The organism is Arachidicoccus terrestris, from assembly GCF_020042345.1.
GTDB classification, from domain to species: domain Bacteria; phylum Bacteroidota; class Bacteroidia; order Chitinophagales; family Chitinophagaceae; genus Arachidicoccus; species Arachidicoccus terrestris.
Genome location: NZ_CP083387.1, coordinates 2,322,002 through 2,340,264, shown reverse-complemented (window position 1 = coordinate 2,340,264; position 18,263 = coordinate 2,322,002). Strand labels below are relative to the sequence as shown.

13 protein-coding genes are annotated in these 18,263 nt (G+C 47.1%); 9 read left to right on the top strand and 4 right to left on the bottom strand.

Annotated features, from left to right (window positions below):
• Nucleotides 1–16: 16 nt before the first annotated feature.
• Both K9M52_RS09185 and K9M52_RS09180 read right to left on the bottom strand, forming a co-directional pair.
• A complete protein-coding gene (locus K9M52_RS09185) occupies nucleotides 17–595 on the bottom strand; it encodes a cysteine hydrolase family protein (protein ID WP_224071759.1) in 579 nt (192 codons plus the stop codon).
• A gap of 64 nt (nucleotides 596–659) precedes the next feature.
• Complete coding sequence (locus K9M52_RS09180) at nucleotides 660–947, bottom strand: hypothetical protein (RefSeq protein WP_224071758.1); 288 nt, start codon at nucleotides 945–947, stop codon at nucleotides 660–662.
• Nucleotides 948–1,195: 248 nt separating this feature from the next.
• On the opposite strand from K9M52_RS09180, the gene K9M52_RS09175 reads away from it, so the two are divergent.
• The 4 genes from K9M52_RS09175 (at nucleotide 1,196) to K9M52_RS09160 (ending at nucleotide 9,694) form a co-directional block, all read left to right on the top strand.
• On the top strand, nucleotides 1,196–4,477 hold the full coding sequence (locus K9M52_RS09175; RefSeq protein ID WP_224071757.1) for a SusC/RagA family TonB-linked outer membrane protein: 3,282 nt from the start codon (nucleotides 1,196–1,198) through the stop codon (nucleotides 4,475–4,477).
• A gap of 80 nt (nucleotides 4,478–4,557) precedes the next feature.
• A complete protein-coding gene (locus K9M52_RS09170) occupies nucleotides 4,558–6,264 on the top strand; it encodes a RagB/SusD family nutrient uptake outer membrane protein (RefSeq protein ID WP_224071756.1) in 1,707 nt (568 codons plus the stop codon).
• Between the two features lie 61 nt (nucleotides 6,265–6,325).
• On the top strand, nucleotides 6,326–8,896 hold the full coding sequence (locus tag K9M52_RS09165) for a glycoside hydrolase family 9 protein (protein ID WP_224071755.1): 2,571 nt from the start codon (nucleotides 6,326–6,328) through the stop codon (nucleotides 8,894–8,896).
• A 21-nt stretch (nucleotides 8,897–8,917) separates the two neighbouring features.
• Nucleotides 8,918–9,694 (top strand): cellulase, encoded by a 777-nt coding sequence (locus K9M52_RS09160; protein ID WP_224071754.1) that lies wholly within the window; start codon nucleotides 8,918–8,920, stop codon nucleotides 9,692–9,694.
• A gap of 13 nt (nucleotides 9,695–9,707) precedes the next feature.
• On the opposite strand, the gene K9M52_RS09155 is transcribed toward K9M52_RS09160, so the two are convergent.
• Nucleotides 9,708–10,472: a DeoR/GlpR family DNA-binding transcription regulator gene (locus tag K9M52_RS09155; protein ID WP_224071753.1), complete on the bottom strand. Its 765-nt coding sequence runs from the start codon at nucleotides 10,470–10,472 to the stop codon at nucleotides 9,708–9,710.
• 419 nt (nucleotides 10,473–10,891) lie between these two features.
• Here K9M52_RS09155 and K9M52_RS09150 point away from each other — a divergent pair, with 419 nt between their 5' ends.
• From K9M52_RS09150 to K9M52_RS09130, 5 genes are all read left to right on the top strand, one after another.
• Nucleotides 10,892–11,848, top strand: a complete 957-nt coding sequence (locus K9M52_RS09150; RefSeq protein WP_224071752.1) for an ROK family protein — start codon at nucleotides 10,892–10,894, stop codon at nucleotides 11,846–11,848.
• Complete coding sequence (locus K9M52_RS09145) at nucleotides 11,841–12,995, top strand: MFS transporter (protein WP_224071751.1); 1,155 nt, start codon at nucleotides 11,841–11,843, stop codon at nucleotides 12,993–12,995. Before K9M52_RS09150 ends, K9M52_RS09145 begins: the two co-directional genes overlap by 8 nt.
• A gap of 32 nt (nucleotides 12,996–13,027) precedes the next feature.
• On the top strand, nucleotides 13,028–13,789 hold the full coding sequence (locus tag K9M52_RS09140; protein ID WP_224071750.1) for a sugar isomerase domain-containing protein: 762 nt from the start codon (nucleotides 13,028–13,030) through the stop codon (nucleotides 13,787–13,789).
• Nucleotides 13,790–13,939: 150 nt separating this feature from the next.
• Nucleotides 13,940–15,010 (top strand): calcium:proton antiporter, encoded by a 1,071-nt coding sequence (locus K9M52_RS09135; protein ID WP_224071749.1) that lies wholly within the window; start codon nucleotides 13,940–13,942, stop codon nucleotides 15,008–15,010.
• A gap of 68 nt (nucleotides 15,011–15,078) precedes the next feature.
• Nucleotides 15,079–15,870, top strand: coding sequence for a carbon-nitrogen hydrolase family protein (locus K9M52_RS09130; RefSeq protein ID WP_224071748.1), 792 nt, complete (start codon nucleotides 15,079–15,081; stop codon nucleotides 15,868–15,870).
• Here K9M52_RS09130 and K9M52_RS09125 read toward each other — a convergent pair.
• On the bottom strand, nucleotides 15,867–18,002 hold the full coding sequence (locus K9M52_RS09125; protein ID WP_224071747.1) for a hypothetical protein: 2,136 nt from the start codon (nucleotides 18,000–18,002) through the stop codon (nucleotides 15,867–15,869). The two genes, K9M52_RS09130 and K9M52_RS09125, sit on opposite strands and share 4 nt — an antisense overlap.
• Nucleotides 18,003–18,263 lie beyond the last annotated feature (261 nt).

The following is an 18,263-nucleotide window of genomic DNA, read 5'->3' as shown; positions in this document are numbered from 1 at the left end:
AAGTAAAAATCAGCTGTCAGGGCCGGATATCGGAACACCAGTCTTCAATGGTGGTTAGCCGGGCCTGCCTGGGAAATATTCTTTCCAGTAACATCTGGTGGACGGTTTCGTCTTTATCTGCGCAGCCGTCTGCCAGCACTGTTATCCTATAGTCTTTATCGCTTGCTTCCCTTAATGTGGAAAGCACTACGCCGCTTGTGGAAATGCCCGCCAATACCAAATGCCGGATTTGCTTCGATCTTAAAATTAAGTCCAGGCCACTACCCGCAAATGCGCTGAATCTTTTTTTGATGACCACCAAATCATCGGCTTTCGGCCCGATAGAGGCCGGGACTGTGTAGTTATCCGGATCGTCTAACCCAACATTTAGCTTTTTCATGTTCATGAATGCCTGGTTGTCGGGATGCACCTCCGGATACCCTGGTCTGAACCCGACAACGATATAAATGACAGGCATACCTGCCTGCCTGGCGGCAGAAAGGGCCCTGGCAATACCGTGAATATAATAATTGGCATCTTTGAGAGATCTGAGGGTATATTTTTGAACATCCATAACGAGCAGTGCGGTATCGGTCATCCTATCTTCGCGATTCATTGCTTCCATTCATCGTCATCTTTGATTGCCGCAAAAGTAATGCATATTGGGTGTTGGAGAGCCGTTATTTCCAGATAGCCAAAACAGGGTGGCGCTTTACACCGCCGCTGGTTTCTTCCTCCTTTCGGAAAAGCAGCTTTACAAAAAAGCGGGCATCGAGAACAGCACCAGTACTGCGTTGTTTTGCCAGAAAAACAGGTAAATGCTCATAATATGGCAATATCCTGAAGAAATAAAACAGAGCGACCTTAACGAGGAAAACCAATTGACTGACAGCGATATGTGTTAATGCAACCGTGGGAGCGGCTATCGATGTTAAGAAAGTTTTAAAATAATTTGCGTTTTTATGCAATTTTAAGCTAATTTAGTTGTAGATACACAAAAAACGATGCGGGTTTGTGCGGGTTGACAGTGTTGAGTGGATTGTGAGAAAATATGGCCAAAATGGGAAGAATGCTTTGCTAAGTTAAGAACGGCCAACACTAAACGGATACAACGATTTAAATAAATACGGATGAAATCAAGCGATAGCCTTGGGTTAAAAGGGGTGGGATTGCACGTTTCCATCCGGCCATTGATAAACCAAATAAAAAGAAACGGATGAAAACAAAGTACATCAACTTTTCGGCTATCCTGTTGTGTTGCTGCTTTTGCGTACAGACAGTTTTTGCCCAGTCCAGGGACCTGACAGGAACCGTTACCGATGAAAGCCATATACCCTTGCAAGGGGTATCTATCCTGGTAAAAGGAGCGACTATAGGAACGGCCACAGGGACGGATGGCTCCTTTTCCCTGAAAGTGCCTGAAAAGTCGAGGATCCTGATTTTTCGTTATGTAGGTTTCGTAGATAAAGAGGTCGCTATTGGTGACAGTACATCTTTTCATGTAGTGTTGCAGAAAGACAACAAGGCGCTCACAGATGTGGTTATTGTGGGATATGGCACGCAGAAAAGATCCAATCTGACGGGTGCTGTCACCACCGTAGACACAAAAGTACTGGATGCCCGGCCAATTACTGATTTGGCCAGAGGGCTGCAAGGCGTCGTTCCCGGTCTGACTATTACCACATCCTCCGGAGAACTGGGGAAGAATCCCGCTATCCGGTTAAGAGGCATCACAGGGTCACTTAATAGCCCGGAAGGTACACAACCTTTGATATTGGTGGATAATGTAGAGATGCCCAATTTACAGATGATCAATCCGGAGGATATTGAGCAGATCTCTGTATTGAAAGATGCGGCGTCTACATCAATCTATGGGACAAGGGCTGCATGGGGCGTGATTTTGATTAAAACAAAATCGGGGCACAGAAATATGCCGACACGTGTATCCTACCGTAATAATTTTGCCTATAGTCAACCAACGACTACGCCCAAGATTGCACCGGCATATGAAGGTGCGCAAATGGTCCTTGAGGCTTTGCGCCGTTCCGCCAATAATCCCGATATTCAAAGTTTTGGCGTATTGGGTATGTACTTTGATTCCATTGGTAACCAGAAAATCAAGGAATGGTCGGAAAAATATGGTGGCCAGGATTTGGGACCGGAGATGGTGGAGGGCCGCGACTACGAGATCAGGAACGGCAATTTATACTTTTATCGCTCCTGGGACCCTTTAAAGATGTATATGCGCGACTGGACACCACAACAAAAGCATGATATCTCAATAACAGGAGGAAGTGATAAAACAACCTTTGATATAGGATTGGGATATCTGGGAGAAAAGGGAGTGCTGAAAGTCAACCCGGATCAGTTCGATCGCTACAATGCGTCAGTTGGCGTACAGTCTTCTGTGACGGGATGGCTGGATGTACGATCAAAATTGATTTACGCTTCGACGCTTACGACAACACCGTTTATATTCGGCAGTGACGCTTTTGGCCCCTGGTATTATCTACTGCGTTGGCCAGCTATTTATCCTTACGGTACGATTGATGGCCATCCGTTTCGCAGTGCTGTGACGGAGGTCGCTCAGGCCAAAATGAACCGCGACAATAATGCCTATCTGCGTGCTTCCGCGGGGGCAACCCTTAGGCCTATCGACCATTTGAGCATCAATTTCGATTATAGCTACTCAACGAATAATGAGCATTACCATTCGACAGGTGGAGGAACCTCTGGCATTGATTTTTGGGCCGGACAGCTGAACTATCTGGACAACTATCAGTCCAGCTCTTATAACAGTGTCACATATATTTCCAATTGGGATAAAATGCACACCGCTAAGGCCTTTGCTACTTATGATCTGGGCCTGAACGACCATCAGTTCAAGTTTATGGTGGGTTCTGATATGGATCTGTATAAAAGCTGGGGGCAGTATTCAGAGCGAAGAGATATTATCGATCCGGACTTTGGAGAAATCGGGCTCACAACGGGTGATCAATTTGCCTATGGCGGCCCTGGCCGTGATCCGGGGGAGCAGTGGCCGATTACGCAATGGTCTACATTGGGGTATTTTGCCAGAATTAACTACAGCTATAAGAATAAATATTTACTGGAACTTAATGGCCGCCGTGACGGCTCATCCCGTTTTCCGACAAAAGATGCATGGGCATTCTTTCCATCCATGTCTGCGGGATATGTGCTGACAGAAGAGCCTTTTATGCAACCGCTGAAAAAAACCTTGTCGTTTTTAAAAGTAAGGGGATCCTGGGGACAATTGGGCAATCAGGGTGTAGGAGAATACAGGTTTCTTTCGACGATGGCCTCATCTTCTTCCGGATGGTGGATCGGCGATAACAATGAAATCACCTTCAGTACACCCCAGGAGGTGCGCAGCAGCCTGACATGGGAGAAAATTGCCACATTGGATTTTGGGTTGGATGCCAGATTTCTGGAAGATCGCTTAGGCCTTACTTTTGACTGGTATCAAAGAACCACCAGTGACATGATCCGGCCAGGGGTTACATTGCCCAGTTCTTACGGAGGCAATAGCCCGGTAAGGAATTATGGCGCCATGCGCACGACCGGTTGGGAACTATCACTGGATTACCATCAGAATATTGGCAACGACTTCAGTATTAATGCCGCTGTTACGCTTAGTGATTTCAAGGAAGAGATTACCAAAGATGCCAATGTGACCAAAACAATTACCAGCATTTACAATGGCAAAACGCTAGGTGAGATCTGGGGTTATGAAACCGTCGGACTCTTCCAGGAATCTGATTTTGAGGGTAAGGACGGTTCCGGCAGATGGATCCCTAAAAGCGGTATCGCTGATCAGTCATTTTTGGAAGGCAATAGCAACTGGTTCAATTTTGGCCCCGGAGATGTTCACTATAAGGACTTGAACGGCGACGGGAAAATTGATCCGGGTAATTCTACGGTGGATGATCACGGCGACATGAAGGTCATCGGAAATACGACACCCCGCTATCAGTATAGTATTCGTCTGGGGACAGCCTGGCGGGGAATTGATTTTGATATGTTTTGGCAAGGTGTGGGCAAAAGAGACCTCTGGCCTTCAGGAGGTGGTCCGGTATTCATTCCCGGATTCAGTGTTGCAGAGGCAAGATATGAACATCAACTGGACTATTGGACACCGGAGAACACCGATGCCTATTATCCCCGCTCTACCTCAAACCCCTTAAATTCATTTAATTTTTATCCGCAGAGCCGCTACCTTTTGAATATGGCTTATCTCCGGTTAAAGAATGTACAATTAGGTTACAGCCTGCCTGCGGGGCTGATTTCCAGGCTCAATCTGGTAAAAGTAAGGGTGTATGCCAGTGGAGAGAATCTGTTGACCTTTGATAATCTGCAAATCCCGATTGATCCCGAAGTCGATTACACAAAGGCGCAGCTGGCAGGTGCCGGGAATGCCTTCGGCAGAGTTTATCCTTATAGAAAGACCATTTCCTTTGGGGTACAAGTAACATTCTAAAGTATAGCTCATTAGAAAATCCGGTATATAAATCTAACAGTGATTTATCCGGGCCTATTCAAAAAATAAAAATATTCAGAATGCAACGCATAATTATTTTCCTTTTCAGTACTGTCTGCCTTTTTTCCGGTTGTAAAAAAGGATTTTTAGACAGGCCGCCACTGGACCAACTGACCGATGATAATTTTTGGTCAAACGAAAAGAACGTTCGGACTTTCTCCTACGGATTCTATCCGACCTATTTTACCGGCTATGGACATGGCTGGACCTGGGGGGATTATTTTACAGGAGAAACGCTCAATGATGAGTTTGGGCAGACAAGTCCCAGTCAATACCCTAAAGTGGTACCCAGTACGGGAGGTGGCTGGTCATTTACCAATGTCAGAAAGGCAAATATTTTTCTGGACAGGCTGCAGCGGGCAGATATGTCTGAAGAAGCCAAAGCCCATTGGACAGGGGTCGCCCGGTTCTTCAGAGGCATGGCTTATTACCTGTTGGTAGAGCGCTTTGGTGATGTGCCCTGGTATGACAAGGCGGTTTCATCGGAGCAGGAAGATTCGCTATACATTCCTCGTGATCCCAGGCAAATGGTCATGAAACATGTGCTGGAGGATTTTCAATATGCTGCAGCGCATGTCAGGGAATCCGATGGAGAGAAAGGTCTGACGGTGAATAAATGGGTCGTATTAGCGTTTATGTCTAAGGTCTTTTTATTTGAGGGTACCTGGGAAAAGTATCATAATGTAGATCAGCAAGCCGCCAAGACTTTCTTAGAAGCAGCAAAATGGGCTGCCGGAGAAGTGATCAATAATGGTGGGTTTTCCTTTAATTATCCTTACCGGGAATCCTTTAACGCGTTGGATCTTTCGTCCAATCAGGAAATGATCCTGTATAAACAATACGAGTCAGGACAAGTGACACATACCCTGGTCAGCTATGTCAACAGAGAAGGGCAAACCGGGCCGAATAAAGACGTTATTGACGACTACCTGTGTTCAGACGGGTTGCCTATAGAACTTTCAGGAGACTATGAGGGGGATAAGGGAATTGGTCACGTAATGGCTAACAGAGATTCCAGAATGGCAGGAACCTTTGCTCCGGACCTGCGGCCGGTCGGATACGATCGCCCTGCGGGAACTTTTTTTGGCGCGTCGTCTACCGGTTATGCAACACTGAAATTCCTCAACGAAGAGATTATGAATGATGGCAGAGGTTTATCTAATGTGAACCCTACAGATGCACCGATTATTCGTCTTGGAGAAGTAATGGTCAATTATGCGGAAGCGGCTCAGGAATTGGGAGGTGTTACGCAGGCAGACCTGGATATGTCCATCAATAAACTCAGAAGCCGGCCTGGAGGTAATCTGCCTCCGCTGGAGGTTATAGGGGGGCAACCGGCTGTGAATGGCCATGTTTATGATGATCCTAAAAGAGATCCGACGGTTTCTTCCATGCTTTGGGAGATCAGAAGAGAAAGACGGGTAGAGATGAGTATGGAAGGCGTCCGTGATGATGACCTGAGAAGGTGGAAAAAATTAGATTATATGGACATGGTCAAGCACCCGGATCTGAACAGAGGTGCCTGGATCAAAAAGTCCGATTATCCTAATCTGAGTGCCAGTGTAATTATAGAAGGCGGAGGCAATGAAGGGTATATTAAGCCCGCTTCTGTGTTGCGCGTTATTGATAACGACAGAATCTATCTGTTGCCATTGCCCCTCGACCAGATACAGCTGTATAAAGATCATGGTGTAACTTTAGCACAGAACCCCGGTTGGGAAGAGTAATTAAAACACCGCCCGGATATAGCCGGGCGGTATGCGTTTTCTTAAAATCAGCGGAGCCGATATGAAGTATTCAGTAAATGAAGTAAATGGAATGGCTGAGAAATGGATGATCAGGTTGTTGTTCCTCGTAAGCTTTTTGGTGACCACTTATGGGCTAACCCCGGTGGCAGCGCAAACCCCTGAAGCAGTGACTCAGTGGATCCGGATAAATCAGCTCGGCTATCAGCCGGACGGCATAAAAATAGCAGTGTGGTGCAGCCAGGCTAGAAGAACAGTGTCTGTATTCCGGCTGATAGATGCCGTTACGCATAAGCAGGTATATAAAGGAACTGTTGAGAAAGTCTTTGGAAAATACGGCCCTTTTGCGAGTAGTGCCCGGCTCGATTTTTCCGGGTTTTCGAAAGAAGGCCGTTATTATCTGCAGGCAGGGCGTGCCATCTCTCCGGTATTTAAAATTGGTGCAGATGTCTATAAGGGAGCAGCTGATTTTTGCCTTTTTTACCTCCGGCAACAAAGATGTGGCTTCAATCCGTTTTTAAAAGATTCCTGCCACAAGTCGGACGGCTATACGCTTTACGGACCCATGGCCGACAGCACACATATTGACATGACGGGTGGCTGGCATGACGCATCTGATTATCTGCAATACAGTTCAACAACCGCTAATGCTACTTGGCATTTACTGGCAGCTTACAGAGACTTTCCTGCTGTATTTACGGATAAAGTACAGACAAACGGCCTTAAAGGCGCTAATGATGTGCCCGACGTCCTGGACGAGGCAAGGTGGGGTCTTGATTTTCTACTCAAGTTACATCCGCGGTCAGACTGGATGTTTAATCAGGTGGCAGATGACAGAGACCACCATGGAATGCGCATACCTGCTGAAGATTCTTTTTATGGGAAAGGAATTGAAAGGCCGGTGTATTTTATCAATGGTAAGCCGCAGCAGCGTGGCAAGTTTATGAATGCCACTACGGGAACAAGTTCAACCGCCGGCAAATTTGCAGGTGCATTTGCACTGGGTACAAAGATTTTTAGCGTACGCGATCAGGCCTACGCCGGTATCCTCAAAAAGCATGCATATTCTTCTTTAGCCTATGGACAGCGGATACCGGGGGTAACGCAGACGGTCTCTGTCGTGTCTCCGTATATCTATGCAGAAGATAACTGGGTGGATGATATGGAGCTGGCATTTGCTTCACTGGCAAAACTGAACGGTCAGCATAACGCTGACATGGCGATGTTGGATTCGGCGGTCCGGTATGCAAAAAAAGAACCCGTTACGCCGTGGATGTACCGCGACACAGCCAATCATTATCAGTATTATCCATTTATCAACCTGGGTCATTATGAACTGGCAAAACAGTTAAAAGGCCACAGGCGAAAAGCCCTAATCGATGATTATCGTCAGGGGATTGAAGATGTCTGGATCAGGGCCCGGGAAAATGCTTTTTATAGAGGCGTCCCCTTTATCTGGTGCAGCAATAACCTGACCACCAGTTTTGCGATTCAGTGTTACTGGTACCGGCAATTGTCTGGGGACAGGCAGTTTGCTGCACTTGAGCAAGCGAATTTTGACTGGCTTTTTGGCCTGAATCCCTGGGGGACCTCAATGGTATATGGACTTCCGGCCACAGGAGACAGCCCGACAGATCCTCATTCAGCCTTTACACATATTGGCCATTATCCGATAGATGGTGGCATGGTGGATGGCCCCGTTTATGGTAGCATCTATAAGAATTTAATTGGGATCCGGTTAAGTCATGAGGATAATTATGCCGCATTTCAGAGCGACCTGGCCGTATATCACGATGATTATGGCGATTATAGTACCAATGAACCCACTATGGACGGAACGGCATCACTGGTATATCTGCTGGCTGCAAAAGAGTCAGAAAGCCATGGACGAACGGTAAGGCCGTATACATTGGATGCAGGAGCGATCATTCGGGCAGATAGCACGAAAAAAGAAATGGCATTGGTTTTTACCGCGGACTCATTTAAGGACGGAGGGCATACTATCGTTCAAACACTTCGGGCCGAAAAGGTACCGGGATCTTTCTTTTTTACCGGGAATTTTTATGCAGATCCTGATAACGCACCTATTATCCGACAACTGAAACAGGCGGGTTTCTATTTAGGAGCGCATTCTGACAAACACCTTCTCTATGCTTCCTGGGCAGACCGTCACCGGTTGCTTGTTACGAAGGATAGTTTTGTCAGAGACCTTTCTGCCGTTTATGAGAAGCTGGACAAATGGGGAATAAAAGATAGCGAGGCACATTATTTTCTGCCGCCTTTTGAATGGCATAATGATTCTATTGCCGCCTGGACCAGAGCGGAAGGATTGCAATTGGTGAATTTTACGCCGGGGACCGGTAGTAACGCAGACTACACAGTTCCGGAGATGGGCGATAAATATAAAAGCAGCCAGCAGATAATGAGTGGGATTTTAGGGTATGAACAGCAGCATGCCTCCGGTCTTAACGGGTTTCTGTTACTGACACACTTTGGGACTGATCCCAGGCGGACAGATAAATTTTATGATCGCCTGGGCGAACTTATCGACCGCCTGAAAAAAAGAGGATACCGGTTTGTCCGTGTAGACGAACTATTAAGGAAGAAAAATTAGTATACCTAAAACCGTGCTGAAGTGACAAAACGATTATACACGCTGGCATTGCTATTGGGGGCTTATATGGCTGGATCCGGGCAGCAGGTGCAGCTGCCTGCGGATTATCTCCATGACAGTTTTCCTACACTTGTTAAGAAAGCTGCAAACGTATTATCCAGTGCCTATATGGCGCAAACGTTGATGGCCGTTACAGATACGATCCCCGGATGGGAGGGATTTCCTGTGCAGCTGTATGCCTATAAAACAGGCATTGATAGCAGGACGGGGCGGCCGAAGAAAGCATTGGTCTATCTGCTCGACCCCAGCCCGGAAAAGTTGGCCATGTGGGTGGCCACGACTTGCTGGATCGTAAAAAAAAGCACTTCTTCTTCCTATACCGATCAGGTGCTTAACTGGGTGATGCATCAATCGGGAGGGCAATTCCCGGTAAAGGGCGTCGTGTATGAGGATCAGTACGTGAAAGGCTATCAGGAGCCCTATTTGTTTAAGGACGGAGTAACTGTATATATCAAGGATATAGCAAGTTGGTCTGAACATGGACCATTATCAGAGGCACAGCTACATTTTGCCATTCAGATTGGGAATAAGGATATAAAGTCACAAACCGGGCAATATGCGCGAATATGCAGTACCACCCGGGAAGATTATCTGGCCGGTGGAGGTACGCAGGACGTGGGCGACAAGACGGACCGGCGGTTAAGTTGGTTAACTGTTGTCCGGAAGTTGTATCAGCAGGCCTGGAACAGCAGTGTCAATCCGTTGATGGTAATGTGGGCAAAGCAGCATTTAAAATAGCTGCCGGAAAGCATTACAGCAGCGCGATTTCCGTGCTGTATGCCGCTAGTTTCGGATCCTGTGGAGAAAGTTCAGTGATCAGGTAGTCGATTCCGGATAGTGGGCATAACTTCATGGGTAAGGAGGAGTCCAGCTTCTCCGAGATCGTGATAATGGCTAGCTGCCTGGCAGCGCGCAGCATGGCCTTTTTGACTTGTGCGACGGCCCAGTCCTTTTCTGTTAATCCATCTTTGGCATCCAGTCCGTAGGCGCCTAGAAAACAAATATCTACCTTTATTTCTGCCAGCTCAGAGATCGGCTTTTCTCCAATATTGATTTGAGAGGACATATCCAATTTGCCGCCGATTAAGATGACGGTGAGTAAAGGATGTGTCGCCAGTTCCAGGGCCATCAGCGGACTTACGGTAAAGAATGTTGCTTCCAGGTCTTCGGGAATCTGGCGGACCAGTTCCAACATCGTTGTGCCGGTGCCAATCAGTATATTGGCACCCGTGCGCAAAAGCTGTATTGCCTTTTTGCCGATTGCTTTTTTGGCCTCATGGGCATAGGTCTTATTTTGCTGAATGGGGTAATGATAGGATTTGGAGAGGGCCCCGCCGTGAACTTTGATCAGTTCTCCCGCATCCGCCAATTCTGCCAGATCCCGTCGAATGGTATCTTCGGAAACATTTAATTTTTGGCTGAGCTCAGAGGATAGGACCTTATTGTGTAAACTGATCTCTTTGATGATAAAAGCGTGTCTTTCATTTTTAAAAAGGCTGGTAACGGGTACGTCCATGTTTCTTATTTTTATAAAAATATGGGGGTGAATTAAACAGGCATACAGAGAACAGTATTTACAGGCCTATCTCCAGCCATTACGGACAATTAAAAACTGCATAAAAACGCTAGTTTAATGGGCGTAATGAAGGACACATAATGCTGTCTGACTGCATGCATCTTTGTTTAAAAAGCCGCGCGCTTAACAAAGATATATATAATTTTGATAGAATAAAGGACTATTTATAAGCTGTTATATACAGAGAATACAGGCTTTTACCGGTTTAGCAGGCAACTGAGGAAATACGCCGGCACCCCATTAAAAACAGTCGGTGGCATCGGCAAATAAATAAGCAATAATGTTTGCTGTTTTATGCATTAATTATTATTTTTATAGCATAAAGTCGCAATCCGTTTTTTATCTTTAAATCAAATAGTATGGTGATTGGTATTGATTTAGGCGGAACGAAATTATGGATAGGCCTTTTTACCGAAAATGGAGATTGCTTTCAGGAGGAGCGGTTCGGGCTTGATCAGCGGGAAGGAGATGCGGTGGGGGCATTCATTTGCGCAAAGCTCCAGGAGATCAAAGAAAAAAATCAGCAACGGGTCAGCGCCGTCGGAGTGGCTATACCGGGGATGTATGACCCTAATTGTGATACAGTCTGGGCGCCAAATATTCCCGGTTGGGAAGCCTATCCGTTAAAGGCAAAGTTGCGTGAATCAGTGGGAGATATACCGATTAGTATTGAAGATGACAGAACTTGCTCCATTCTGGGAGAGGCTTGGCAAGGAAAAGCAAAAGCCGCTAAAAACGCTGTTTTTATCACAGTTGGCACGGGGATCGGAGCGGGGATTCTATCTGAGGGTAAAATCATCCGTGGCTCGACCGGAACAGCCGGTGCCGTCGGATGGATGGCGATGGAAGACGGTTATGAGGAGCTCTACCGGTCTTTTGGATGTTTTGAATCATATAGTTCGGGGGATGGAATAGCGAGGCTCGCGGGGAAATTGATCCGGCAGACACCTGAATATTCCGGGATGTTACGCCATACCCTGCCACTGGATAGTGCGGCAATTTTTAAAGCTGCAAAAAAGAAAGACCCCATTGCGATGCGTGTGCTTACTGATTGTACGGCATCCTGGGGGAGGGCTGTTGCTAACCTGGTCAGTATCCTGAACCCGGAGGTGATTATTTTTGGAGGAGGGGTATTTGGCCCGGCTTTACAGTATTTGGAGGATATAGAGGCAGAAATGCTAAAATGGGCACAGCCCATAGCCGGAGCACGGGTCCGTTTGGTCGGATCTGCACTTAAAGGATACGCCTGTTTATATGGTGCAGCCTGGTCTGCCATCCAATTGAGTTATCAAAACAATGCCTCCATCTATGCATAATAAAAAACTTGTTTTTGGTGGCGCTTGCATGGGCATCCTTTTGTTTGGTGCGGGCATCACCACATTAGGCTCAGTGAAGCAGGCGCTGATGATCCGGTTCGGGCTGGATGAAATCGGGGCAGGGACATTATTTTCTATTCTTCCTTTAGGGATCCTTATGGGGTCGTTGTTATTCGGACCGGCTTCTGATAAATATGGATATAAATATATATTGACGGCTTGTTGTTTCAGTATGCTTTTGGGGTTTGAAGGGGTGGCGTTTGCACCGACCTGGGCTTTGCTCAGGCTAAGTGTCTTTTTATTTGGTCTGGGAGGCGGTGCTGTAAACGGCGCGACAAGCGCTTTGGTGGCAGACCTTAGTGATGAGAAAAAAGGAGCGAATCTGAGCGTGCTGGGCGTTTTCTTTGGTATAGGCGCCCTGGGTATGCCCTTAGTGTCAGGCGCCCTGGAAAAAGTGGTTCCTTATGAGGTTATCCTGGCCGTTATCGGCGGTCTCTGCTTTTTATTGGGTGTATTTTATGTATGCATCCGTTTTCCCGTAGCTAAGCTAGGGCGGGGTTTTCCAATGCGGGAAGCCATTCGGTTATTGAAAGACCCTGTGCTTATTCTTATCGCTTTCTTTCTTTTTTGCCAAAGTAGCCTGGAGGCGCTGATGAGCAATTGGACAACCACTTATCTGATAGGCGTTAAGGCGTTTGCAAATAATCATGCTTTGTTTGCGCTTTCTTTATCCGTTGTGGGTATGACCATCATGCGGCTGCTGTTAGGTAGTGTATTTAGAAAGCTTTCCTCTGGGCGGCTCTGGCTGATCGCTTTTGTTCTACTGGCCACAGGGTTGGGCTTACTCACCTGGAGCGCGTCTTACACCGTCGTTATTATAGCGTTGATGCTGATAGGAGGTGGACTGGCCGGAGGATTTCCCCTAATGTTAGGTATGGTCGGAGAACGCTTCAGCCAGCTGTCTGCCACTGCCTTTGGTATTGTGCTGGTCGTTGCTTTGACAGGTAATATGTTGGTCAACTATCTGATGGGTATTGTCGTACAGAAATCCGGCATTCAGAACCTGACGATTGCCATTGGCCTGGAGTGGATGGTCATGGTCACTCTCTGCGTAGCGGTGCTGCGCCGGGTTAATAAAGGCAAATAACCTGAAATTTTTATCTTTAAATTAATACGACTATGTTAGCAAAAATTTGGTTGGAGAATGCCAGAAATGTCATGGGAAACATTGAGGCCTCTCAAATGGAGAATATTCAGAAGGCTGCCGAGGTGATGGCCGATTCAATTGCATGTGGCCGGTGGGTACATACCTTTGGATGTGGACACGCCACATTACCCATTGAGGAAATGTATCCGCGTATTGGCGGCTTTGTCGGATTTCACCCGATTGTAGAGTTACCGCTGACATTCTTTACCAATATAACCGGCCAGATGGGTGTTCATCAGTTTATTTTTTTGGAAAGAGTAGAAGGTTATGGAAAAGAAATCATGAAAGGGTATGATTTTGATGCCCGCGACACAATGTGGATCTTTTCGCATACCGGCATAAATAGTGTTAATATAGATGTGGCATTAGAGGCCAAAAACAAGGGAATGAAGCTTGTGGTTTTCGGATCTGCTGCGGAAGCGGAAGGCAAAAAGACCAGACATTCCAGTGGTAAGAATATTTTTGAGATCGCCGATGTGGTGGTAGACACCTGTGCGCCGGTAGAAGACGCTTCTGTCCCTCTAAAGAATCATCCTGATAAAATTGGCCCTGTCTCTACGATGGCGTTTATCACGGCGGTCTGGATGACCGTAACGACTGTGGCCGAGATCCTGGCAGACAGGGGCGTTAAGTTATTCATTCACCCCTCTCATAATGCGCCTGGCGCAGTCGATACCAAAGTCCGCCTGGATGAGGCGCTGGCAGAATATAAAAGGCGGGTGGCGGGGGTATAATAATGAAGTGATTTGTGGCGTCTGCACCATTGATTCTTACAACGGCGTATAAGGGGGAATATTTATGCTCGCAGGGCCTGTTGTTCGCCAGAATTTATTTATTTTTAAAGGGTAAGACTGCGCTTATTGTATCTATAAAGCGAAAACCCGATGAAGAAATTTTTAGACTGGTCTCTGCTGCTGCCTGTTATCGCCTGGATGGCCTATTTTCTGGGGTGGACAAACGGTTCTCTGATAATGCAGCTTCTTACCGGCGCATTTCTGATTGGCGCTGTGTTGTCTGCAGTGCATCATTCAGAAGTGATTGCGGAAAAAGTCGGCGAGCCTTATGGCACCATACTGCTAGCCATTGCAATCACGGTGATTGAAGTGGCACTGATTATTGCGCTAATGATATCCGGGGGAGAAAAAGCACTTTATCTGGCCAGAGATACCGTATTTTCAGCTGTAATGCTCATCCTGAATGCTATTATTGGTATTTGTATTTTGGTCGGCAGTGCGAAACATTTTGAACAGTCTTTTCAAAAAGCATCGGTAAATACGGCCTTAGTCAGCCTTATCGCAATCCTGGTCCTGACGCTGGTCTTGCCTAATTATACCACAAGTGTCAGCGGCCCGCAATATAGTGAAGCGCAGCTGATTTTTATTGCTTTTGCCTGCCTGACGATCTATGGAACGTTTTTGCTTGTCCAGACCGTCAGGCATAGAAACTATTTTTTGTCAGAAGGCCATAAGGGCGCAGAGGAAGTCCGGCCGGTCCCTACGAATCTTAAAGTAACACTGAGCCTTGTTTTTTTATTACTGAGCCTTGGCGTCGTTGTTTTGCTGGCCAAGGCCTTTTCTCCAACGATTGAATCTGCGGTCATTGAGGCGGGGTTGCCCACCTCTCTTGTCGGTGTATTAATCGCGGCGGTTGTTCTGTTGCCGGAAGGTATGGCTGCCATTATAGCTGCCAGGAAGAACAATTTACAGACAAGCCTGAACCTGGCGTTGGGATCCGCGCTGGCCAGTATCGGGCTGACGATTCCATCAGTGGTGGTCGTCAGCCGTTTCTTTGATTTAAATATTGTACTTGGATTGGATACCAAGTCTATGATCTTATTAGGGCTGTCTGTTTTTACTGTGATGTTGTCGCTGAGTAAGGGGAAAACCAATATTTTGTACGGCGTCGTATTGTTAGTGAACCTGGTGGCCTATATTTTTACGGTAATCTTTCCCTGATGAAGCGTCTGATTGGGATGTAAAAATATAACGATATTGTACCTTTGATTTCACTGAATAATCATCTGATGAAAATCGCACTTGCATCTCCCCCATTCCCCGGGTCGTTACAGGAAGGGCTTACGATACTGGAAACCTATGTGACAGATGCTGCCGGCAGAGGCGCCGCTATAGTCTGCTTTCCGGAATCTTTTTTACCCGGTTATCCCGGAATGGGCTACCCCTCCTCAGATCGGAAGCCGGAGGCCCTGCAAACAGCATTAGCCCAGGCTCAGTCTGTGGCGCAAAGAAATAAAATAGCCATGGTATTGCCGATGGATGGGTATGTAGACGGCTGTCTGATGAATCTCGCCTATGTGATCGACGCGGATGGCGGGGTGCAGGGTTGGCAAACGAAAAATCAACTGGACCCAAGCGAAGATGCGCTTTGGAGACCCGGAACAGAAAGGCAGCTATTTGAGGTGCGGGGATTAAAATTCGGCATCACCATTTGCCATGAAGGGTTCCGGTATCCGGAATCTGTCCGGTGGGCCGCTTACCGTGGAGTTCATCTGGTATTCCATCCACACTACAACGGAAGCAATCTGGAAGGACGTGCCTGTACTACCTTTTTAGCGAAGGAAAACCCTTATTATGAAAAGGCTATGATGATGCGTGCGCTGGAAAACGGGATCTTTTTTGCCAGCGTCAACTATGCTTCTAAATATCAGGAATCAGCCTCTGCGCTTTTTGCGCCTGACGGCCACTGTCTGGGTCACCAACAATATGGTGTTGAAGGCCTACGCGTTATTGATATAGATCTGGCTGAAGCTACCGGCATTTACGCCAGCCGCTTCAAGCCAGAATTACTTCAGTATTAGGGTAGTTGTTCTAACCCCTCCCATCTTACATCCCATTTACCATTCTTGGGAAAACCAAGATTGTGTTCCGGGTCTTCTTTGGTGCCGGCGCACATTAATGCAATGGCGCTAAGCAATGATCCATTGCCCGGCAGATATATGGTCAGGCGGCCATCCTGATAGTTATGGCCGTTTATAAGGTAAGTATTGGTCTGTTCGTCCTTAAACAATGCGTTAATAGCAGCTTCCGGTTTGTGTAGCCGGGCTGCCGTCATGGCGACCATCGGAAAGTCCCAGCCCCATGTATGCTCCCAATGCCAGACTTTTTCTACTGTGTCAAATGTCCGACTCATTATGGCAGTGTCGACAACTTTGTTTGCCGGTAGTGTGCTGAGCGCCATCAGCACGGCAGGATGGTCGATGGTATATGCGCTGTTGGGCGAATAGGAATCTGTTACATCTTCAGCGCCTTTATATAAACCGTCTTGTACTGCCAGTGGTGCCAGGAGATCAATAACCTGCTGCCAGGCCAGATCCGGCGTTAAGCCAAGCCTTTTGCGCCAGGTTTGCGCAGTCTGTAAGGCCCATTTCCAGTAGGCCAGTTCATAGGGAGAATTAAAGGTCTCTGCCGCTTTGAAGCACTCTTGTGCTGGAATATACCCTTTTCCCAGATTAAACCGGTGGTTAACGCTGTCATAAGCGGCGAAGGAGGCCATAAAGTCGGCGGTTTCAAAGACGAGTTTCTGATATTTTTTTAAGTCCTCCGTATTGCGGCTATCCTGGTAGAGCAATTCTGCCAGGTAAATTAAGTGAGGTTGTTGCCAGATCAGAAAGGAGCCCACATTAGAGGACGTCTCCCTGCCCTGGTTATCGGTCATTTTGGGCCAGCGGATACCTTTATAGCCTTGACGCCGGGCGATATCTCTGGCGGTAGGATAGGCCCTGAAATACCAGGATAACGCGGGCGCCAGTAGTTCCGGACGGCCCCACTGCACCCATTGTGCCATATGCCACCAGATCATTTCCATATGAGGCTTGCCATACCAGCTGTTATAGGTAAGACCGGTTTCCTGAGGAGGATTACTGCCCGCTTCCTGTACCCTTAATAAATATTGGGAAAGTACGACCCTGCGTTCCAGTTCGAAGGCGCGCTTATCCGTGCAGTGGCTGAAATCGACGACCGCACCGGACATCCAGAACTTGTCCCAGGCAGCGATGCTGCTTTGACGGGTGGCTTCAAAGCCGTCCGGCTTTTGTATCTGGCCCTTACCCGGCATAAAAAGAACACTGCAGGCCAGCTGCTTTTGGGACCCATCCGGGTTTAAGAGAAAATCGTTGTTTCCCGTCTGAACAACCTGACCCGCTCCCGACCAGTCTGCCTGAACAAAGTAGACGGTGGTATCTATTTTTCTGTGAAATACTGCCTGGCTTTTACCCTGGGTCAGCGTAGTCGTATTGCCGGCATAAGCGGTATAGTTAACGGCCTTGTCTGAAAAGGAGGTCATGGGCGTAGGAAAACGAAAGCGCACCTTCAGGCGCCCTTGCTGTATTAAGGCGGAAGTGGCCCGGAAAGCGATCAGGTCCTTTGTGCTGTCAGCACAGGTGACGACTTTAACCGGTACGCCCTCTACTTCAAACTGACTGGTAATAACACCTGTCCAGAGATCCAGCTGTTGCTGAATATTTTTTACATCGGAAAGTGTAGCCGTATCGCCATTGTTTTTCAAAATGACCAGACCGACATTTCCAAGCTGAATGCGCTGGGGGTTCGCCCTGAAATAATCGGAGGCTTCTTTACCTCTCCCGGTTTTTTTCTGGACTGAGTATACAGCCGGATGGTTTCCGTTAAAGTTAAAGGACTTAAGCGTTTCACTGAAGGTAAGCTGCTTGTCATTGGGAAAGCTATGCCAGCCCCATTCAGCCTGTGTGCCTAACGGAACGCCGTTTGCGTACGCTACAGGAAAGGATTGCAGGCCAGTAACATCAACTGTAAAGGCAAATTTGCCATTGCCCACCGTGAGCGAACCGAGTGTATCAGCTTTTTTAAGTTGTACATTGTGGCGGCTGACGACAGCCCTTCGGTCAATTTTTTGTACGGATGTATTACAAGACAGGATGCAGACAAGGAATGCTCCCCAGAGACAATACTTCATAATACGATTTTGATTTAAACTAATAATAGGGTGCGTGTAAGAACCTTAGTGATATTGTTGTAATATCTTGAGCCGTCAAACCTACCTACCAGACGAAACTAAAGAATAAATTGACAAATCCACATCGTAATGGCGACAAAATGCCGGCATGATCGATATCTGGCAAATAGTTGCGAATATATATGAAAAGAGCGTTTAATAGGATTTCCAGGAAGGGAGGATCTTTGACATATTTAATAAAATTTAAATATTTTTTAATTT